We start from the raw sequence: 21,432 nt of genomic DNA, 5'->3' as shown, positions 1-21,432 counted from the left end.
GGCCGGGGGTTCATCCCATCGCCTCGGCCACCAGGCTGTGCAGGCAGGCGACCAGCGTGCGGGCCTGGACGTTGAAGTAGTGGCTGTGCCGCAGCAGGTCCACGATCTGGGCGGCGGTCATCCACCGGTAGTCGGGGCCGACCAGCATCGGATCGAGATCGGTCTCCACCACCAGGTAGCGGCTGCGGGCGTGCAGGAAGCGGCCGCCCTCCTCGGAGAACGTCGCGGCGAACCGGATCCGGTCGGCCGGCGCGGCCAGCACCTCGTCGAGGTGCGGCGGCCGGGCCTCGGCGGGCAGCACCGCGTAGTTGTCCGGGATGCACTGCACGGTCGGCGCGAGCTCGACCGCGTCCACGTAGCCCGGTTCGATCCTGGCGTGCACCAGCGCGTGCAGCACGCCCCCGATGGACCGCACCAGCAGTGCCACCAGGCCCTCCCCGCGGGGCTCGATCATCGGCTGGGACCACTGCACGACCTCCCTGCCCCGTGCCTGCACGGCGACCCCGACGACGGCGAAGAAGCGGCCGCTGGCGTGCTCGATCCGGCCGTCGGCCCGGTCCCAGCCGTCGAGCGCGGCCAGCGGGCGCGGCGTGACGGTGACCGCGGCCTCGCTGCGCTTCTCGGTGACCCAGCTGAGCAGCGACTCGGTCGCGTGCAGCGCACCCGCGCTCCCGTCGCAGGACCGGATGAGCGCGGCCGGGAACCCGGGCAGCGCCACACGTCCGGTGGCCGTGCCCGCGGCCAGGTGCAGGCAGGACAGCACCGTCCGGGCGTCCATGTTCACCAGGTCGTCGACCCGGAGCAGCTGCTGGATCTGACCGAGGGTCATCCAATGGAAGCCCTCGACGACCGGGACCTCGCCGACCACCTCGACGACCATGTTGCGGTTGCGCTTCTGCAGGAACCACGCGCCCTGCTCGGACTGCCGGACGTCGACCAGCACCCTGGCCAGCGACCGGTCCCGGAAGTAGTCCAGGTAGGGCACCGCCCGCCCCCGGTGCACCCGGGTGTAGTTGCTCCGGGTCGCCTGCACGGTCGGGGCGAGCTGCAGGCCGTTGACGTTGCCGGGCTCGGCCTTGGCCTGCATCAGGAAATGCAGGACACCGCCGATCTCGGTGGCCAGGATGCCGAGGATGCCGACCTCCGGCTGGTTGATGATCGGTTGCTCCCAGCCGGGCACCGGACCGTCCTCGACCTGCACGTGCACGCCCTCGACCGAGAAGAAGCGCCCGCTGTCGTGCCGGATCGTCCCGGTCCCCGCCTCCGCCGACCAGCCGTCCAGCTGCTCCAGCGGAACGCGTTCGACCTGGTTGCCCGCCACCCGCGCGTGGTCGGCGAACCAGGACCGGAACCGGTCGAGGTCGTAGCTCCCGTCCCGGCACAACGACGACTCGGCGATCCGGATCGGGGTCAGCCGGTCGGTGACCGGGACCAGGGTCGGGGTGCCGGCCGCGGTCGCCCGCGGTGCGTTCACGACGCGACCCCCAGCCTGCGGCGCACGGCCGCCTTGTCGATCTTCCCGACCGAGGTGGGCGGCAGCTCGTCGAGGACGACCAGCCGTTCCGGCCAGCTCAGCGGCGACGACCCGGCCCGCTCCAGCCCGCGCCGGACCGAGAACAGATCGAGCACGATGCCGGGTTCGGGCACGACGACCGCGCAGACCCGCTCCCCCAGCTCGGGATCGGGGATGCCGATGACGGCGGCCGCGGCGATGCCGGGCACCTCCAGCAACAGGTCCTCCACGGCCGACGAGGTGATCTTCTCCCCGCCCCGGTTGACCAGGTCCTTGTCACGGCCCTCGACCGTCAGGTTCCCCGACGGATGCACCCGCACCAGGTCGCCGGTGCGGTACCAGCCGTCCGCGGTGAAGCTCGCCGAGGCCGCCGCGGTGGCCCGGAAGTAGCCGCGCACGGTGTAGGGCCCCCGGGTGAGCAGCAGCCCGACCGCCCCGGGCGGCACCGGGCTGCCGTCGCCGTCGACGACGAGGATCTCGTCGTCCGGGGACAGCGGCCGCCCCTGGGTCTCGACGACGACCTCCGCCGGGTCCCCCGGCCGCGTGTAGTTCAGCAGGCCCTCGGCCATCCCGAACACCTGCTGCAGGCAGTCACCGAAGGCGGCGAGCACCCGGCGGGCGTGCTGCGGGGCCAGCCGGGCGCCGCCCACCTGGAGCAGGCGCAACGACGCCGGCGCCCGCTGCTCGCCCGCCTCGACCGCATCCAGCCAGCGCTGCACCACGCTCGGGACGGCCGCGGTGACGGTGATGCCCTCGTCCGCCATCAGCGGCAGGCAGACCGACGGCGCCGGTGATCCGGCGAGCACCACCCGCCCGCCGCTGATCAGGGTGCCGAGCAGGCCGGGGCAGGCGAGTGGGAAGTTGTGGGCGATCGGCAGCGCCACCAGGTAGCGGGTCGTGGTGTCCAGTCCGCACAGCTCGGCGCTCGCCCTGGCGTTGTAGGCGTAGTCGTCGTGGGTACGCCCGATCAGCTTCGGGATCCCGGTCGTCCCGCCGGACAGCAGGAACAGCGCGATGTCACCGGGGTCCGGCGCGACGGCGTCGAGCCTGGCTCTGGCGGGCTCCGGGTCGGGACCGGGACTGCCCAGGGCACGCAGGTCGGTGGCGTCCGCCGGGTCGCCCGCGACGAGCAGGGCCGCCGCGCCGGGGCCGTCCCCGGTGACGGCCCGCCCCAGTGCCCGGTGGTCCTCGCCCCGCCACCGGTCCGGTACCACGACGGCGCGGGCACCCCCGTGGCTCACGAAGTGCCGCAGCTCCCGCTCCCGGTGCGCCGGGAGGGCCAGGATCGGCGCGATCCCGGCGCGCAGGCAGGCCAGCAGCATCAGGACGAAGTCGTGGCCGGTCGGTAGCGCCACGACCACGACGTCACCCGGACGCAGCCCGACCCGGTCCAGCAGCCCGACGGCGAGCGCGTCCGCACGGCGGGCCAGCTCCCGGTAGGTCAGCCGCAGGTCGCCGTCGACGACGGCCACCGCGTCCGGGGCCCGGTCGGACCACTCCCACAGCAGGTCACCGAGCGGCCGCCCCTGCCAGTACCCGGCGTCGCGGTACCGCCGGGCCTCCGGTTCCGGCCACGGGACGCCCCCCTCACGCACCGTCGGCCTCCCCCGCGGCGGCCCGGCCTGCGGTCTGCGCCGCCCAGAGGCGGGCGTACCGGCCGTCGCGCTCGGTGATCAGCTCGGCGTGCGTGCCGCGCTGGGCGATACGGCCGTCGTCGAGCACGAGAACCTGGTCGGCTCCGGCGATCGTGGACAGTCGGTGCGCGATCATCAACACGGTGCGTCCTCCTGCGAGTCGGGTCAGTGCACGCTGGACGGCGACCTCGGACTCGACGTCCAGCGCTGCGGTCGGCTCGTCGAGCAGCAGCACCGGGGCGTCCTTCAGGAACGCCCTGGCGATGGAGAGCCGCTGGCGTTCACCGCCGGAGAGTCGGCCGCCGATCTCCCCGACCTCGGTGTCGTAGCCCTGGGGCAGCGCGGAGACGAAGTCGTGGGCGTTGGCCGCCCGGGCGGCCCGTTCGATCTCGTCGTCGGTCGCGTCCGGCCGGGACATCGCGATGTTGGCGCGCACGGTGTCGTCGAACAGGTAGACGTCCTGGAAGACGACCGCCACGTGCCCGACCACGTCGCGCGGGTCGAGGGTGCGCAGATCGACCCCGCCGATCGCGACGGTGCCGTGCTGCGGGTCGGCGAACCGGGTGATCAGCCGGGTGACGGTGGACTTGCCGGAGCCCGACGGCCCGACCAGCGCGGTGATGCTGCGCTCGGGCACCACCAGCGACACCTCCCGCAGCGCGGGCTCGCCTGCGCCGTCGTAGCGAAAGCTCACTCCCTCGAAGGTGATGTCGAACCGGTCCGGGGCCCGGCCACCGGCCGCCACCGGCAGCGGCTCCACCGCGTCGAGGTCCCGGATCCGGCGCATCGAGGCGTCGGAGTTCTCGAACAGCTTCGCGATCTCGGGGAGCAGCCCCAGCGGCTGGACGAACCGCGCGACGATCACCACGATCCCGGTGAACAGGGCGAGGGTGAGGTCGCCGGCCAGTACGAGGACGGCACCGACGGCCACCACCGCGGCCAGGGTCAGCTCCACGACGAGCTGCATCCCCGCGGCGGCCCGGTCGGAGCCGGTGCTCACCGCGTCCATCTCGCGGTGCTGGTCCTGCAGCGCGGCGGCCAGCCGCGGCGAGTCCGCCCCGGCCTGACCGGTCGCCCGGAACACCGGCAGCCCCTGGACGTACTCGACGAGCCGGGCTGCCGACGCCGCGTCCGCGCGGTCCACCTCGCCGAACCCGCGCAGCGAGGTCCGCTGCACCGTGCGCAGCAGCGGCAGCGTGGCCAGGAAGCCGACGAGCACCACCAGCCCGACCCACGGGTCGACCACCAGCACCACCACGAGCAGCACCACCGGCACCGTGACGAACTGCACGAACAGCGTGGCGAGCGACGACGCCCCGGACGCGGCGTTCGCGGCGTTCGCCCCGACCACGGTGGCCAGGTCCCCCGCGGCCCGGCGGCCGAGCTCCTGCTGCGGGATCTCCCGCAGCTTCTCCCCGAGCCGCAGTCGCGTCTCCTCGGTGACCTCGTGCCAGTGGTCGTAGGTGAAGCGGCTCTCGGCGACCCGCAGCACGCCCTCGGCGACCACCAGACCGACGATCACCGCCACCCAGGTCCACACCGCGGCCGCCCGCGGTGCTCCCCGGGTCAGCTCGACCAGCAGCGGCAGGAACGCCGCGTACGCCGCGGCCTGGGCCGCCGAGGCGGCCACCGAGTACCACAGGGTGCTGCGCAGCTGCGGCGCCCTGCTCCCCGCCGCCGCGAGCATCACGCGCAACACCCGCGTCATGAGGTCTCCTCCCCTGCGGCACCGAGCCGCCAGCGTGCGGCCTCCTCGTGCGCCTGCCACATCCGGGCGAACCGGCCGCCGTGGGCGCGCAGCTCGGTGCCGGTACCCGCCTCCACGACCCGGCCGCCTTCCATGACCACGATCCGGTCCGCGTCGATGATCGAACCGAGCCGGTGCGCCACCACGAGGACGGTGCGGCCGGCGGTCACCCCCGCTACCGCCTCCTGCACCTGCGCCTCGGTCTCCGGGTCGGCGAACGCGGTCGCCTCGTCGAGCACCACCACCGGTGCGTCGGAGAGGATCGCCCGGGCGATCGTGATCCGCTGGCGCTGTCCGCCGGACAGCAGCGCGCCCCGTTCCCCCACCGGGGAGTCGTAGCCCGCGGGCAGCGAGCCGACCACGAAGTCGTGCGCGGCCGCGGCCTTCGCCGCCGCCCTGACCTCCTCGTCGGTCGCGTCCGGGCGGCCGAGCCGGATGTTCTCGGCGACGGTCCCCTCCACCAGGAACGGCTCCTGGAAGACGAGCGCGACGTGCTGCAGCAGGGTCTGCGAGGTCATGTCCCGCACGTCGACGCCACCGACCCGGACCGCACCGGCGTCGACGTCGAAGAACCGCGCGACCAGCCGTGCCACCGTCGATTTGCCCGAGCCGGACGGCCCGACCAGCGCGCACGTGGTCCCGGCGGGCACGGTGATGTCGACCCCACGCAGTGCGGGCCGGTCCGGCTCGTAGCCGAACGTGACGTTCTGGAACACGACCTCGCCACCGCGCGGGATCTGCGGCCGGTCCGGCTCGGGCAGCGGCTCGATCGCGAGGACGTCCGAGATCCCGCCGACCCCCGCCTTGGACCGCTTCAGGAAGTCGACCATGTAGAGCACCGGGAGCACCGACTCGACCGGCAACGCGCCGATGACCAGCGCCACCACCAGCTCCGGGACGGTGACCCACCCGGCGAGCAGCATCGCCACCCCGGCCACCGCGATCACCGCCAGTGTCGGCAGCGGGGCGACCAGCAGCCTGGTCGCCAGGTCCGCCCGGCGACCGGTGGCGGTCCACGCGGCCACCGCCGCACTGAACTCGCGGACGGCGTCGGAGAACCGGCGGAACGACGTCCGGCCGTCGTCGAAGGTGCGGACCACCGGCATGCCCTGGACGAACTCCACCACGGCGCCGTCGACGGCCCCGGCGGCCCGCTCGTAGCGGGCCTGCTGCTCGGGGTAGTCCCGGCCCATCTGACGCACGCACCAGAGCGCGACCGGCACGGTGAGCAGGATGACCGGGACCAGGCGCCACTGGACCGCCGCCATGGCGGCGACCGCCACGACCGGCGTGGCGAACGAGGCCCCGACCATCGGCACCGAGTCGGCCACCAGCGCGTGCAATGACCGGACGTCGTCCTGGGCGACCTTCTTCAGCCCGCCAGCGCCCAGCCGGTACGCGGCACCGAGCGGTGCCCTGGCGATCGTCTCCGCGAGGCCACGGCGCAGATGACGTTCGAGCCGGTTGCTGGCGGCGTGCGACACCCTGAAGGCGGCCCGGGAGAGAGCGAAGCCGACGACCAGCGCGACCGCCGCGATCCCGCAGCGGAGCAGCACCTCGGCCCGTCCGCCGGCGTCGGCCGCGAGCCCGGCGACCGTGTGCGCCAGCAGCACCGTCCCCAGCACCGAGATCCCGGCGCCGACGGCGCCGAGCGCGGTCGCGGCGGCCAGCCGGAGGCGGACCGGTGCGACGAGCTGCCACAGCGTGGGTGGTGCACTCATCCACGGCCCCCGAACCGTGCGGCCAGTGCCGCGTCGACGGCGGAGAGGGTGTCCGACGGGCCTGCGGCCGCCCCGTCGGCGGCGGCCCGTTCGAGTTCCCGGTGGTCGATCTTGCCGTTGCGGGTCAGCGGGAGCTCCGTCCGGATCAGCACCCGGCCGGGGACCATGTGCGGTGGCAGGGCCGCTCCGGCGTGCCGGGTCAGCTCCTCCGGGTCGGGGGCCTTCCCCGACTCCGGGCGGATCCAGGCGACCAACCCGCGCACCCGTCCGTCCCGGTCCCGGCGCCCCGGGACGACGACGGCGTGGTGCACGCCGGCATGCCCGGCCAGCACCGCCTCGATCTCACCCGGCTCGACACGGTGACCACCGATCTGCAGCTGCCGGTCACCCCGCCCGCAGAACTCGATCGTCCCGTCCGGCAGGCGCCGCCCGAGGTCGCCGGTGCGGAACATCCGCGTACCCGTTCGGGGATGCGGCACGTAGGCGGCCGCCGTCCGCGCCGGATCGGCATGGTATCCGAGGGTCACGCCGGTCCCGCTGCAGTAGAGCGTGCCGATCTCCCCGGGAGCGGTGTCCTGCAGCCGGTCGTCGAGCAGATGGTACTCGTTGCCGGGGAGCGGACGGCCGTAGGGGACGCTGCGCCACACCGGGTCCCGGCCGGCGATCGGGAACCAGATGTTCCACAGCGTCGTCTCGGTCGGGCCGCCCACCGAGACGACCCGGGCCCGCGGCGCGTGCGCGGCCAGTGCGTCGACGAGGCCGAGCGGGATCCGGTCCCCGCCGAGGAAGACCTGCCGCAGGCCGGCCGCGGCCGCCGGATCGTGTTCCAGCAGCATCTCCAGCATCGCCGGGACCGAGGTCCAGGTCGTCACACCGTGCCTGCCGACGAGCTCGGCCCAGTGCTCGGCGTCCCGGTCGCGGGCCGGGTCGGGCAGGACGGTCGCGGCGCCGGCACCCAGCATGCCGAACGTGTCGAACAGGGACATGTCGTGGTGCAGGGCGGTCACCGCCAGCGACCGGTCCCCCGTCGCGACCGGGTACCGCTCGCGGGTGCGGGCCAGCGCGTGCGCGATCGCGCGATGCGTGACCACCACGCACTTCGGCTCCCCGGTGCTGCCGGAGGTGAACAGCATGTTCGCGACGCCGTCCGGGACACCGCGGCGTGGCACGGCGGCCCACGCGGCCCGCCCGGGCTCGTCCGGCCGGTCCACGTCGACCACGGTCATCCCCGGTGGCAGGCCACCGGTGTAACGGGACCGGGTCACCACCGTGGTCGTGACACGGGCCAGCAGCCCGGCCCGGCGGGCCTGCGGGGCGGCGACGTCGATCGGGACGAACGCGGCGCCCGCGAGCAGCGCACCGAACACCGCGACCTGCTGGTCCACACCCTTCTCCAGGACGATCCCGACCGGATCACCCACACCGACGCCCGCCTCGGCGAGCCGGGCGGCCACCGAGAGCGCCGCCTCCCGCAGCTCGCCGAACGTGAGCGACCGGTCCGGCCCGATCAGCGCGACCGCCGTCGGGCGGATGCGGGCCTGTTCCAGCACGGGATCGTGGACCAGGGCACCGCTCCCGGCCGGCCCGGCCGCGATGTGCTCCCCGGGGCCGTCCGCCGGGTCAGGCACCGCTGCCACCACCGACCGGCTCCCGGTCCGCGACGAGTGCCTCCAGCTCCCCGACGACGTCGTGCGGGGCGGGGGTCTCCCGGATCCGCTCGGCCTCCCGGCGGGCCGCAGCCCGGTAGCGCGGATCGTCGATCAGCGCGTGCAGGGCCGCGGTGATGTCGGCCGGGCCGGTGCCCGCGCCGTCGAGCCCCACACCCTGCGCGGCGATCGCCCGGGACAGGTCCCGCTCGCCCCACAGGTCGCCGGGCAGCACCAGCTGCGGCACCCCGTGTACGAGCATCGATCCCACCGTGCCGTAGCCGCCGTGGTGCACCACCGCGACGCAGGTCGGCGCCAGCACCTCCAGTGGGACGAAGCCGAACAGCCGTACGGTGCGGGGTACCGGGACCTCCGAGCGGACCTGGGCGGGATCGAGCGTCGCCACCACCTCGGTACCCGGCAGCGCCACCGCCTCGAGCAGTTCCGCGAGATCGGGCCCACCACCGTGGATCGCGTTCTCGTCGGCGTAGTTGCGCCAGGTCTGCCCGAGGGTCAGACAGATCCGCGGCCGGGCGGGCGGCACCGTCAGCCACGGCGGGACGACGGCGCGACCGTGGTAGGGAACGAACCGCATGCTGCGGTAGCGGACCGGATAGGCCCCGACGTCGATCCGCATCCAGGGCGGCATCGGATCGAGGGTGAGATCGCCGACCACCGCCCGGTGATCGAACTCCACGCCGTGCGGCGCCAGCTTCGCACCGAGGTAGTCCCCCAGCGGGTCGTCCGGGCACCGCGGATCGCTCAGCACCCGCTGGTGCATCCGGGCCCAGTAGTCCTGCGAGCTCAGCAGCCGCACCGACGCCGCGCCGACGATCCGGGCGAACACTCCGCCGGCGAGCGTGTAGGCATCCCACAGCACCAGGTCGGGCCGCCAGTCCTCGGCGAGTTCGAGCAGGTCGTCGAGCATCGGGGAGCCGCTCATGAACTCGGCCATCCGCTCGGTGTACTCGACGAGTGCCGCACGGGCGCCACCGCCGGCGAGCACCTCCGGGCGGTCCTCGGTGAGCGGGATCCGGACCCCGAACGCCCCGGCGCCGCCCGGTGCCGCCGGGATGACCTCACCGAGCGCAGCTCCGGCCGGAACCCCGGTCAGCCCCGCGTTCCCGATCGCCTCCATCAGGTTCGGCTGGCTCGCGACCCGCACGTCGTGCCCTGCGGTGCGCAATGCCCATGCGGTCGGGACGACCAGGTTCAGGTGGGATGCGACGGCGACCGTGACGACCAGGACGCGCAACGGGACTCCCCTCGACCGGTGGCGGACCCCGTTCCACAGTGGAACGATCGGGGTCACCTGAGCAGAGGTTAGCCTAGCCTATTGTGACCTGTCGTTTCGTCCGCTTCACTCGGAGTGTGCGCTTCCTGCTCCGTCCGGCACGACCGGACCCGCATCGGGTGACCGCTGTCCGGCTCCAACGCTCCGCGGCCGCCCGTACCCCCGTCCGAGCACGTCGGTGACCGGATGAGCGGGATCGCCGAGGGCTGGGTGCGCTGGCCGGACCCGGTCGCGGAGGGGTACCGCAGCCGAGGCTGGTGGGCCGGAACCCGGCTGGAGACCGTGATCGCCGCCAGGGCCCGGGAGCAGCCGGACGCGACGGCGGTGACAGACCCGTCCGGGCGGTGGTCCAACGCCCGACTGGCCGGCGCCGTCGAACGGCGGGCGGCCGGGTTCGCGGGCACCGGGCTCGTCGCCGGCGACCGGGTGATCGTCCAGCTCCCCAACGACGCCGAGTTCCTCGTCACCTTCCTCGGCCTGCTCCGGCTGGGGGTGGCCCCGGTGCTCGCACTGCCCGCACTGCGCACCGCCGAGCTGGTGCACCTCGCGGAGACCACCGACGCCGTGGGCTACGTGGCGCCCGCCGCGCACCTGGGCACCGACCACCGGGTGCTCGCCGACGAGCTGCGCGAGCGATGTCCCGGCGTCCGGCAGGTGTTCCTCGCCGGAGCGGACGGCGGACCGGGCACGACGCCGCTGGCCGACGTCGACGCCGCACCGCTCGACCTGCCCGCGCGCGGGGCCGACGAGATCGCGTTCTTCCTGCTCTCCGGCGGCACCACCGGACTGCCGAAGGTGATCGCCCGGACGCACGACGACTACCTGCACAACCTGCGGCACAGCGCCGCCGCGGCAGGGCTCGCCCCGGGCGAGGTCTTCCTCGCGGTGCTCTCGGTGTGCCACAACTTCACCCTCGGATGTCCCGGCGTGCTCGGTACGCTGTGGACCGGCGGCAGCGTCGTCCTGGGCGGTCCGCGCAGCCCCGACGAGTGCGCCGACCTGCTCGCCCCGCACGGGGTCAGCTACACCGCGGTCACCCCGCCGACGGTGGCCGGCTGGCTGGACCGGGTCGCCGAGCGTGGCGTGACCGCCCCCGCGCTCCGGGCCGTCCAGGTCGGCGCGGCCAAGCTCACCCCGCGCCTCGCCGACCGGATCCGCGCCGAGCTGGGCGCCGCGGTCCAGCAGTCGTTCGGGATGTCGGAGGGGCTCCTGCTGCAGACCACGTCCGGCGACCCGCACGCGATCGCCCGCGAGACCCAGGGGGTCCCGGTCTCCCCCGGCGACGAGATCCGCCTGGTCGACGCGGACGACGTCGACGTCCCCGACGGGACCGAGGGGCACCTGCTGGTGCGCGGCCCCTACACGATCCGGGGCTACTACCGGGCCCCCGACCACGACCGTTCAGCCTTCACCGACGACGGCTTCTACCGCTCCGGGGACCTCGCGGTCCGTCGCCCGGACGGCCGCTACGTGGTCACCGGGCGGGCCAAGGACGTCGTCAACCGTGGCGGCGAGATCGTCTCCGCCGCCGAGGTGGAGGAACACCTGCGCCGGCACCCCGGGGTCCGCGACGCCGCCGTCGTCGCCGTACCCGACGAGCGCCTCGGGGAACGGACCTGCGCCGTCGTCGTCCCCGAGCCCGGCGCGCCGCCGCCCCGGCTCCCGGTGCTGCGCAGGCACCTGCGCGAACGCGGGGTCGCGCCGTTCAAGTGGCCGGACACCGTCCGCGTCGTGCCGGACCTGCCACGCACCGCACTCGGAAAGACCGACAAGACAGCGCTGCGCGCCGGGCTCGCCCGGCCACGGCGCACCCAGGGGGATCCATGTTCCAGCACGGGACCGACGACGACCTGACGGTCGAGACCGCTCTGCGCGAGACCGTGGCGTCACTGCTCGACGTCGACGCAGGCGAGATCGGACCGTCCGACGACCTCGTCGAGTGGGGGGTCGACTCGCTCGCCATGATGACCGTGGCCCGGTTCCTGCGCGGCCGCGGCGTCGACGTCGAGTTCGCCGAGCTCGCCGAGTCCGCGACGCTCACCGCCTGGGTGGCGCTGGCCGCGCGCCGGGAGCGCTGCGCGGAGCAGGCCGCCCCGGACGGCCCGGGCGGCGCCGTCGTGGTGGACGAGTCGGCGCCGTTCGAGCTGGCTCCGATGCAGCACGCCTTCTGGCTGGGCCGCATGGAGTCGCAGCGCCTCGGTGGGGTCGGCGCGCACTTCCACCACGAGTTCACCGGGGCAGGGATCGATCCGGACCGGCTGGAGCGGGCGGTGCGCGCGCTGTTCGCCCGGCACGGCATGCTCCGCGCCCGGATCCACGACGACGGCACCCAGACCGTCGCCCCGCGTACCTCGTGGCCCGGTCTCACCGTGCACGACCTGCGCACCGGGCCGGACCCGGAGGGCAGGGCCGAGGCGGTGCGGGACTGGATGAGCAACCGCAGCATGGACATCGCCGACGGTCAGGTCTTCGACGTCGCGCTGAGCCTGCTCCCCGGCGGGGAGCACCGGCTGCACGTCAGCCTGGAGATGGTCGTCGCCGACGCGCTGAGCTTCCGCAACCTGCTCGGTGACCTGGCCCGGCTCTACGACCGTCCCGACGAGCCGCTGCCGCCGATCGGCTACAGCTTCGCCCGCTACCGCGCCGGCCGGGAGGACGCCGCGCGCACCCGCCGCGACGCCGACCTCACCTGGTGGCGGGAGCGTGTGCCGGTGCTGCCCGACCCGCCGGACCTGCCGCTCGGGGCCTGGGCGCTCGGCCGCGCGCCGCGCCGGGCGACCCGGCGACACCTGGTGCTGGACCGGACGGCCCGCGACCGGTTCGAGACCGCGGCCCGGACCCGCGGGCTCACCCCGGCGATGGCCGCGACGGCGGCATTCGCCGAAGTCGTCGGGCACTGGGCGACCGAGCCCCGGTTCCTGCTCAACCTGCCGGTGTTCGGCCGCGAACCGCTACACCCCGACGTCGGCCTGCTGGTCGGCGACTTCACCGACTCGGTGCTGCTCGAGGTGGATCTCACCGAGCAGGCCGCCTTCGCGCAGCGGGCCCGGACCGTCGCCGCCCGCTTCCGGGCCGACGCCGGGCACCTGGGCTGCTCCGGGATGGATGTACTGCGGGAGCTGGGTCGCGACCGCGGGCAGCAGGTACTCGCCCCGGTCGTGTTCACCAGCGCGCTCAGCATCGGCGACCTGGTCGACAGCACCTTCCGGCGATGTCTCGGCGAGCCGAGCTGGCTCATCTCCCAGGGCCCCCAGGTGTGGCTGGACGCCCAGGTCACCGAGCTGGACGGCGGCCTGCTGATCAACTGGGACGCCGCCGAGACCTCGTTCGCCGACGGCGTGCTGGACGCGATGTTCACCGCGTTCGGGGCGGTCCTCGACCGGCTCGGCGCGGACGACGCCGCCTGGGACGCGCCACTGGTGGTGCCGGGTCCCGAGCCGGTCGCCCCGGCGCCGGGCCCGGCCGACGCCCCGCTCGTCGACGACGTCCTGGCGCGGCTCGCCGACCGTGCCGCGGACGTCGTGCTCAGGGCCGGTGAACGCTCGGTGACCGGCGCCGGACTGCTGGGGCGGATCACCGCGGTACGCCACGGCCCGATCTCCGGGATCGATGCGGGGGAACCGGTCGGGATCGCCGTCACCGATCCGGTCGACCGGATCGCGGCCGCGCTCGCCGTGCTCGCCGAGGGCGGTACGGTGCTCGGCGTGCCCCAGGCGCCGGGGCCCCTGGCGCGGACCGTCCTCACCGACGAGGTGCTCGCGACGGCGGTGCAGGCGTTCGGCTCCGGCGCACCCGGTGCCGCCCGAGAGGTCGCCGGGTCCGGGGCCGCCGTGATCTCGTCCGGCACCGACGCTCGGGGACGTCCGACCCGGCCGGTCGCCTCCCGGGCCGAGCTGGCGGCGGCCAGGGCCGAACTCACCTACCGGACCGGCCTCCGGCCGCAGGACCGGGTGGAGCTGCACACCGCGGACCCGCTCGATCCCGCCCTGCTCGGTGCGCTGGTGGCGCTCGGGGACGCCGGGGTGCTCGTCCTGCCCGAGGTCCCCGGGGCCCCGGGTGATCCCGGCGTCGTGCCGGACGTCGTCATCGGCGGCCGCGCCGCGCTCGACCGGCTCGGCCCGGCGGCCGGGACCCGGACCGTCGTGGTGCTCGAACCCGGGGGCCCGGTCCCCGGGCCCGGCGGCGCCGGGGCGCAGGCGCCGACGGTCCTCGGCTGGGAGGCGCTCACCCCGGCCGGGGTGCCCACCGTGGTCCGCACCGGCGACGAGCAGGCGGGGACGGCCGTGCCGGGCTCCGGGCTGCGGGTCGTCGACCGGCACGGCCGGGACCGTCCGGACCATGTCGTCGGGGCGATCGTGCACGGCCAGGACGGGCAGCCGACGGGTCACCGCGGCCGCAGGCTCCCCGCCGGGCGGATCGTCGTCGTCGGCACGGACCCGCCCGCGATCACGACGGACGGCCACCGCCACGAGCTCGCCGGGGTCGAGGCCGTCGCCCGCCGGACCCCGGGGGTCGCCGACGCGGTGGCGACCACGGACGAGCTCGTGCTGGTCCTCCCCGCCGGGGAGACGACGGCCGCTGCGCCGCCCGACCCACCGCAGGACGCTCCCGGGCCCCTCTCGGCACTGGTCGACGCCGCGATCGTCGACACCCTGCTGGCCGCCACCGATCTCGGCCCGGAACCGCGTCCGACGGGCGAGCTGGCCCGTGGCACCGGCGCGCCGGCCACAGCGGCCCCGGTCCTGCGACGCTGGCTGGCCCATCTCGCCGACCGCGGCGCGGTGACCTCGGGACCGGACGGCCACCGGCTCACCGAGCACGGCATCCGGCTGGCCGGCAGCACCCGCTGGGCGGAGCTGCGCGCGCAGGCGCTGCCACACACCGGACCTGCCCTGCTGGACGCACTCGACCGGCACCTCGACCGGATGTCCGGCTACCTGCGCGGCAGCCGGGACCCCGGCGAGGCGGTCACCGACCCGCTGCTCGGTCCTGCGGCCCGCGACCGGTCCGGTGCCGATCCCCTCGGCCTGCTCGTCGAGGTGTTCGGCGACGACCAGGACGCGCCGGGCGGCCCGGTCGCGGCCGCCGTCCGTGCCGCGCTCCCCGCCGTCCTGCAGCCGCCGCGGATCCGGGTGCTCGCCGACCCGCCCCGCCGGGCCGACGGCTCGCTCGCCCGCGGCGCGATCTGCGCGGACCGGTCCGCACCCGCGGACGACGACGCCCCGCGGGGCACGGCCGAGACGCTGCTGGCCGGCCTGTGGGCCGAGCTGCTCGGCGTCGGGCCGGTGGCGCGCACCGACGACTTCTTCGCCCGCGGCGGGGACAGCCTCATCGCCACCCGCCTGATCGGCAGGTTGCGCGCGGCGGGGGTGGACGGTGCCCGGATCGCCGACGTGTTCGCCCATCCGGTGCTCGCCGACCACGCCAGGCTGCTGACCCCGCCGACCGGCGGCGCACCGGCCCCGGCGCCGTCCCCTGCGGACCCCTCCCGTGAAGGACCGGCCGAGTTCGCCCCGACCGAGGTGCAGCGGGCCTACTGGCTGGGCCGCCGCCCCGAGTTCACCCTCGGCGGGGTCGGCTGCCACTTCTACCGCGAGTACGAGATCACCGATCTCGATCTCGACCGGCTGGCCACCGCACTGCAACGGCTCGTTGCCCGGCACGACATGCTCCGCACCGTCTTCGACCAGGTCACCGGTATGCAGCGGGTACTGGACGTGGCCGTCCTGCCCGCGCCGGTCGTCCCGGTCGTCGAGACCGCGCCGGGCGCGGCGGCGGAGCGGGAGTGCGGCCGGATGCGCGACGAGATGTCGCACCGGGTGTTCGACACCGCGTCCTGGCCGCTGTTCGCAGTGCGCGCCGTCCGATGGGGACGGACCACCCGGCTCGCGGTGGGCCTCGACGCGATCGTGCTGGACGCGCTCAGCGTGATGGTCTTCTACCGGGAGCTGGAGCTCCTCTACAGCGACCCGGACGCCGAGCCGCCCCGGCCCGGGGTCTCGTTCCGGGACCTGCTCGCCGCCGGGGCCCCGGATCCGCGGCGGACGGCCGACGCCAGGGCGTACTGGTGGTCGCGGATCGACGGCCTCCCGCCCGCGCCCCGACTGCCACTGGCCCGCGACCCCGCCACGATCGGACCTCCCCGGTTCGTCCGGCACACCGCACACCTGACCGAGGACCGCTGGCGGGCCGTGACGGAACGGGCCACGGGACACGGGCTCACCCCGTCCGCGGTGCTGTTCACGGCGTTCGGGGAGGTGCTGAACCGCTGGTCGGGCACCGACGGGCTCACCCTCACCGTGACCCTGTTCGACCGGCCGGCCTGCCACCCGGACGCCGACGGGGTGCTCGGCGACTTCACCTCGCTGCTCCTGCTCGCCCACCACAGCACCCCGGGCACGAGCTGGGCCGACACCGTCCGAGGCCTCCAGGAACGGTTGTGGTCGGACCTCGACCACCGCGAGCTGTCCGCGCTGACGGTGCTGCGCGAGTCGGCCCGTCGGGACGGTGTCGCCGAGCGGTCGGCGCCGGTCGTGGTGACCAGCGCGCTGGGCATCGGCGACCGGCTCGGCGGGGCGTCGCCGGGGATGTTCGACCATCCGGTGTGGGCGGTCTCGCAGACGCCGCAGGTCTGGCTCGACCACCAGATCGTCGACCGGGACGGTGGTGTCGACCTGTCCTGGGACGTCGTCGAGGGCCTCTTCCCGGACGGCATGGTCGAGGAGATGTTCGCCGCGTACCTCGATCTCCTCGATCGGGTCGCCACCCGGTCCTGGTCGGGTCCGCTCACGCCGAACCTGCCTGCCGCCACCGTCGCGGCACGTCACGGCCACAACGACACGACGGCGCCGCAGCGCAGCGCCCTGCTGCACGAACAGGTCCTCGCCCACGCCCGGCTGGCCCCGGAGCGGACCGCCGTGCTCACCGGGGTGCCCGGCGAACCGGACGCGTCGACGCTGACCTACGGCGGGCTCGCCGACATCGCGGCGCGTGTCGCGGGCGGGCTGCGGTCGGCCGGGGTGCGGCGCGGCGACCGGGTCGGGATCACCCTGGCCAAGGGGCCTGCGCAGGTCGTCGCCGTGCTCGGCGTCCTCGTCGCCGGGGCGACCTACGTGCCGATCGGTCCGGACCAGCCCCCGGCGCGGCGGGAGCGGATCCACCGCCTCGCCGGGCTCCGGGCGGTGATCGCCGCGGGTCCGGCCGATCCCGCGGCGGACGTGCCGGTGCTGGCCGTCGACCGCCTCGGCGAGGCCGAGCCGATCGACGCGCCGGTCCGGGTGGACCCCGACGACCTCGCGTACATCGTCTTCACCTCCGGCTCGACGGGCGACCCGAAGGGCGTGCAGGTCACCCACCGCAGCGCCCGCAACACCTGCGAGGACCTGGTGGACCGGTTCGCGATCGGCCCCGACGACCGGGTGCTCGCGGTGTCGGCGCTCGACTTCGACCTGTCCGTGTTCGACCTGTTCGGCCTGCTCGCCGCCGGTGGGGCGGTGGTCACCGTCGAGGAGGGAGCCCGACGCGACGCGTGGCGCTGGCAGCAGCTCGTCGACGCGCACCGGATCACCGTGTGGAACTCGGTCCCCGCGCTGCTCGACATGCTGCTGACCGTCGACCCGGGTGCGCCGGGCACGACCACCCCGCGGCTGGTGCTGCTGTCCGGCGACTGGGTCGGGCTGGACCAGCCCGAGCGGGTCGCGGACCGCTGGCCCGGATGCCGGTTCGTCGCGCTCGGCGGGGCCACCGAGGCCGCGATCTGGTCGAACGCCTACGAAGTGGCCGCGGTGGACCCCGCGTGGCGCTCGATCCCGTACGGCTATCCGCTGCGCAACCAGCGATTCCGGGTCGTCGACGCACTCGGCCGGGACTGCCCCGACCACGTCCCCGGCGAGCTGTGGATCGGCGGCACCGGGGTGGCTGCGGGCTACTGCGGCGCCCCGGAGGAGACCGCGCGGCGGTTCGTCACGCACGACGGCGAACGCTGGTACCGGACCGGCGACCTCGGCTGCTACCGGCCCGGCGGCATCCTGGAGTTCCTCGGGCGGACCGACCACCAGGTGCAGCTGCGCGGGTACCGGGTGGAGCTCGGGGAGATCGAGTCGGCGCTGACCCGGCACCCGGGGGTGGACCAGGCCGTCGTCGTGGTCGACGACGGTGGCCCGTCCGGACCACGGCTGGCCGCCGCCGTCACGCCCGCGCTGCCCGGCCCGCGCGGCGCGGGGTGCGATCCCGGCGACGTCGGCCCGGTCCTCGACCACGGCCGCAGGGCGGCCGAGGCGGCCGACGTCGAGCATCTGGTCGCCGGGCTGCTCGGTCTCGGCGCGGACCGGCAGGCCGCCGTCGCACCGGACCTGGAGCCGGTGGCGTCGCTGTGGCGGTCCTGGCTGACCGCGCGCGGCGTGCTGGACGACGACGGGCTGCCCGGCAGGCGGCTCTGCGAGGTCCTGGTCCACCGCCCGGCCGGGGTGGCGGGGGACTCCCCGGCCGCCCCGGCGCTCGCCGGTGCTCTCGAGCGCCGGGAGCTGCTCGCCGCGATCCTCGCCGGTGAGCGCGACCCGCTGGTCCTGCTCGACGACCCCGATCTCGCCCCGGCCGCCGTGCTCGACACCGCGCCGGGCATGCCGGACGCGGTGCGCCGGGTGGTGGACGTCGTCGCCGGGTTCGCCGCCGCCCGGCCGGGTGCCGCGGTGACCGTCGCCGAGATCGGCGGGCACGGGAGCACCGCGGAGGCCGTCCCGGCCGCCTGCGCGGCCCGTGGCCTGGCCGTCGACCACACCGTGCTCGCAGCGTCCCCGGCGGCCGCCGAGCGGGTCGACCGGTCGGTGACGCGGGTCAGGACGACCGATCTCACCGTCGTCGACGACGACCTCGCCGGGACGTTCGATCTCGTGCTCTGCACCGGCACCCTGCACACGTTCGCCGATCCGGCGGACGGCCCGGCGACCGCGGCCCTGCTGCTGCGTCCCGGCGGACGGCTGGTCGCCGTGGAACCGGCCGGGCTCGCACCGGTCGGCCTCCTCACCGCCGCACTCCTCGAACGGGGGTTCACCCGGCTCGACCCGGTGCGGCGGGAGCACGGCTCGCCGATGCTGACCGGTGCCGGGTGGCGGACGGTCCTGGAGCGCGCGGGCTGGGGCTCGGTCACGGCGCAGCCGCTTCCGGGAGCGGAGCTGACCCTGCTGATCGGCGACCGGCCGGTCGCCGAGCCGCCGGCGCCGGACCGCCTGCGCGCGTTCGCCGCCGAGCAGCTACCGGCCCACATGGTTCCGGAGCTGGTCTGTCTGCTCGGCCGGGCGCCGCTGACGGCGAACGGCAAGCTCGACCGCGGGGCGATCGGGTCCCGGCTCCGCCGGACCGGTGGGCCGGAGGGCGGCGGACCGGAGACCGGGCCGCCCCGCGGCGACTGGGAGCGCGCCGTCGCCGCGCAGTGGGAGTCGCTGCTGGGGGTCGCTCCCGGGCGCGGGGACAACTTCTTCGCGCTCGGCGGGGACAGCCTGCTGGCCACCCGGTTCGTCGCCGCGATGGAACGTGAGCGCGGCGTCGCGATCCCGATGCGGCACCTGTTCGACGATCCCGTGCTGCATCGGGTCGCCGCGGTCGCCGAGGTGCTCGCCGGGCCGGGCCCGGTTCCCGGCGAGGCGGAGGAGTACGACGGGTTCGAGGAGTTCGTGCTGTGACCCCCCGGATCGGGGTGCTCGGCGCGTCCGGCGCCGTGGGCAGGTACGCCACGCGGATCCTCGCCCGGTACGGGACGCTGCGGCTCGGCGGTCGTACCCCGGTTCCCGCGGAGATCGCCACCGGGCCGGAGGGCCGGGTGGCGATCGAGCGGGTCGTCGTGGACGTCACCGACACCGCCGCCGTCGCCACGTTCGCCGCCGGGTGCGCCGTGGTCCTGGACTGCACCGGCGCGTCGTTCCGGGACGGCGGCCGGGTGGCGGAGGCGGTGCTGGCGTCCGGTGCCCGGCACGTCGACGCGGGCGAGCCACCGCACGGCAGCACGCAGCAGGAACCGCCCGGCGGAGCCCGGTCGCTGACCGCCGCAGGCATGTCGCCGGGGCTGAGCGGGCTGCTCCCCCGCCGGGTCTGCGCCGGGTTCGCTCCCGGGGCCACGCTGACCTGCTGGCTCGCGGTGCGGGACCGACTCTCCCCTACCGCGGCCACCGAGCTGCTGCACAGCATCACCGACGGCTCCCAGCGGGCACTCGCGTCCTGGCGCGACGGCGCCGTGCAGCCCCGCGCGCTCACCCGGCGCGACGACGTCGACTGGCCACTGCACGACGAGCCGGTCACCGTGAGCCCGGTGCTGACCGACGAGCACATCGCGACGGCGCGGGCCACCGGGCTGCGCGACGGGACCTGGTGGACCGTCCTGGTGTCCCCGCAGGTGCGGACGGCGCTGGACCGGGCGCCGTCGCTGCCCGCTCCGGACGCCGTGGAGGCGTTGTGCCGCGCATCCGCGCTGGACGTCGCGGGCCGGGCGCCGTGGGCGGTCCTCGCCTGCGAGGTCACCGGCACCGTCGCTGGGCGCCCGGCGACCCGTACCGCCGTGCTGCGCGGGCCGGGCGGCGCCGCGCTGACCGGCGCGCTCGCCGCGGCCGCCGTCGCCGAGCTGCTCGACGACGCCGTGCCGCCCGGTCGGCACACCGCCGCGGCGGCCCTCGATCCGGGTCGCGCGCTGGACCGGGTGTGCACCGCGGGCGGGGCGACCCTGGAGGTCGTGGACGGACCGCTCACGACCGTCGTCGATGTCGAGGAGTTCGTGCTGTGACACCCGCCGTGCCCCTGGCCCCGCCGACCCGGGTCGTGGTCTGCGGGGCGACGTTCGGCCGGGCCTACGTCGACGCGGTGCTGCGCGACCCGGCCCGGTTCACCCTCGCCGGCGTGCTCGGCCGCGGCGGGTCGTCGTCCCGGGCGGCGGCCGAGCACGCCGGGGTTCCGTGGTGGACCGATGTGGACCAGGTCCCGGACGACGTGGACGTGGCGGCCGTGGTCGTGCGGTCCGGTGTGGTCGGTGGTCAGGGCACCGAGCTGGCCAGGGCGTTGCTGGCCAGGGGGGTGCACGTCGTGCAGGAGCAGCCGCTGCACCACGACGAGGTCGCGGGCAACCTGCGCGCGGCCCGCGGCGGCGGGGCCACGTTCGTGCTCGGCGACCCCTACCCGCACCTGCCCGCGGTCCGCCGGTTCGTCGCGGCGGCGGCCGCGGCCCGGGCCGCGGACGACATCGTGTTCGTCGACGCCGCCTGCGCGGTCCAGGTCGCGTTCCCGTTGCTGCACGTGCTCGGGGCCGCGCTCGGGTCGCTGCGCCCGTGGCGGTTCGGCGCGCCCGCCGAGCCGGTGCATCCGGACGACCCGTTGCGGGTGATGTCGGGGCAGCTCGGCGGCGTCCCGCTGAGCCTGCGCGTCCAGACCGAGATGGACGCCGACGACCCGGACAACCACCTGCTCCGGCTGATCACGATCACGATCGGCACCACCGCGGGGAACCTGACCCTGCTCGACGCGCACGGGCCGGTGGTCTGGTCGCCACGCCTGCACGTGCCGAGGGCCGTCCGGCTCGCGGGGCGGTTCGACGACGAGGAGGCGGCGCACCTCGGGATGCCGGCGGCGACGCTGCTCGACGCAGCGGACAGCGCCACCCAACGCGACCTGCTGGCCACGCACTTCCCGGACGCACTGGCCGCGGTGCTCGGCACCCTGCGCCCGGACTCCGCGACGCCGCCGGAGGCCGGGGCGCGGCTCCTCGCGGCCTGCCGTGCCTGGCACGACCTCACCGAGCGGCTCGGCTACCCGCGGCTGCGGCCGCATCCGACGCCGGTGCCCCGCCCGGCCGCCGCCCTGCGCGCCGCCGCCGACGCGGCCGACCCGCGGTGAACCCGT

The 21,432-nt window shown here is 75.6% G+C and carries 10 protein-coding genes; 4 read left to right on the top strand and 6 right to left on the bottom strand.

Annotated features, from left to right (window positions below; translation table 11 throughout):
- Positions 1-10: 10 nt before the first annotated feature.
- The 6 genes from ABZ881_RS26205 to ABZ881_RS26180 are packed head-to-tail and all read right to left on the bottom strand — an operon-like array spanning position 11 to position 9,516.
- Positions 11-1,474, bottom strand: a complete 1,464-nt coding sequence (locus ABZ881_RS26205; protein ID WP_358488265.1) for an NDP-hexose 2,3-dehydratase family protein — start codon at positions 1,472-1,474, stop codon at positions 11-13.
- Entirely contained in the window at positions 1,471-3,108 is a 1,638-nt protein-coding gene (locus tag ABZ881_RS26200; RefSeq protein WP_358488264.1) for an AMP-binding protein, read from the bottom strand. Before ABZ881_RS26200 ends, ABZ881_RS26205 begins: the two co-directional genes overlap by 4 nt.
- Entirely contained in the window at positions 3,101-4,855 is a 1,755-nt protein-coding gene (locus tag ABZ881_RS26195; RefSeq protein WP_358488263.1) for an ABC transporter ATP-binding protein, read from the bottom strand. Before ABZ881_RS26195 ends, ABZ881_RS26200 begins: the two co-directional genes overlap by 8 nt.
- Entirely contained in the window at positions 4,852-6,615 is a 1,764-nt protein-coding gene (locus tag ABZ881_RS26190) for an ABC transporter ATP-binding protein (protein ID WP_358488262.1), read from the bottom strand. The genes ABZ881_RS26195 and ABZ881_RS26190 overlap by 4 nt, the downstream gene beginning before the upstream one ends.
- Positions 6,612-8,243: an amino acid adenylation domain-containing protein gene (locus ABZ881_RS26185; protein WP_358488261.1), complete on the bottom strand. Its 1,632-nt coding sequence runs from the start codon at positions 8,241-8,243 to the stop codon at positions 6,612-6,614. Before ABZ881_RS26185 ends, ABZ881_RS26190 begins: the two co-directional genes overlap by 4 nt.
- A complete protein-coding gene (locus ABZ881_RS26180; protein WP_358488260.1) occupies positions 8,236-9,516 on the bottom strand; it encodes a nucleotide disphospho-sugar-binding domain-containing protein in 1,281 nt (426 codons plus the stop codon). Before ABZ881_RS26180 ends, ABZ881_RS26185 begins: the two co-directional genes overlap by 8 nt.
- Before the next feature lie 225 nt (positions 9,517-9,741).
- On the opposite strand from ABZ881_RS26180, the gene ABZ881_RS26175 reads away from it, so the two are divergent.
- The 4 genes from ABZ881_RS26175 to ABZ881_RS26160 are packed head-to-tail and all read left to right on the top strand — an operon-like array spanning position 9,742 to position 21,426.
- Positions 9,742-11,409, top strand: a complete 1,668-nt coding sequence (locus ABZ881_RS26175) for an AMP-binding protein (RefSeq protein WP_358488259.1) — start codon at positions 9,742-9,744, stop codon at positions 11,407-11,409.
- On the top strand, positions 11,379-19,232 hold the full coding sequence (locus ABZ881_RS26170; protein WP_358488258.1) for an amino acid adenylation domain-containing protein: 7,854 nt from the start codon (positions 11,379-11,381) through the stop codon (positions 19,230-19,232). Before ABZ881_RS26175 ends, ABZ881_RS26170 begins: the two co-directional genes overlap by 31 nt.
- Positions 19,229-20,323 (top strand): hypothetical protein, encoded by a 1,095-nt coding sequence (locus ABZ881_RS26165; RefSeq protein WP_358488257.1) that lies wholly within the window; start codon positions 19,229-19,231, stop codon positions 20,321-20,323. Before ABZ881_RS26170 ends, ABZ881_RS26165 begins: the two co-directional genes overlap by 4 nt.
- Positions 20,320-21,426, top strand: a complete 1,107-nt coding sequence (locus ABZ881_RS26160; RefSeq protein WP_358488256.1) for a Gfo/Idh/MocA family oxidoreductase — start codon at positions 20,320-20,322, stop codon at positions 21,424-21,426. The genes ABZ881_RS26165 and ABZ881_RS26160 overlap by 4 nt, the downstream gene beginning before the upstream one ends.
- Positions 21,427-21,432: the final 6 nt, after the last annotated feature.

The sequence above is a fragment of the Pseudonocardia sp. NPDC046786 genome, assembly GCF_040645415.1.
Lineage (GTDB): Bacteria > Actinomycetota > Actinomycetes > Mycobacteriales > Pseudonocardiaceae > Pseudonocardia > Pseudonocardia kongjuensis.
This window is presented reverse-complemented; position numbering and strand designations above follow the sequence as displayed.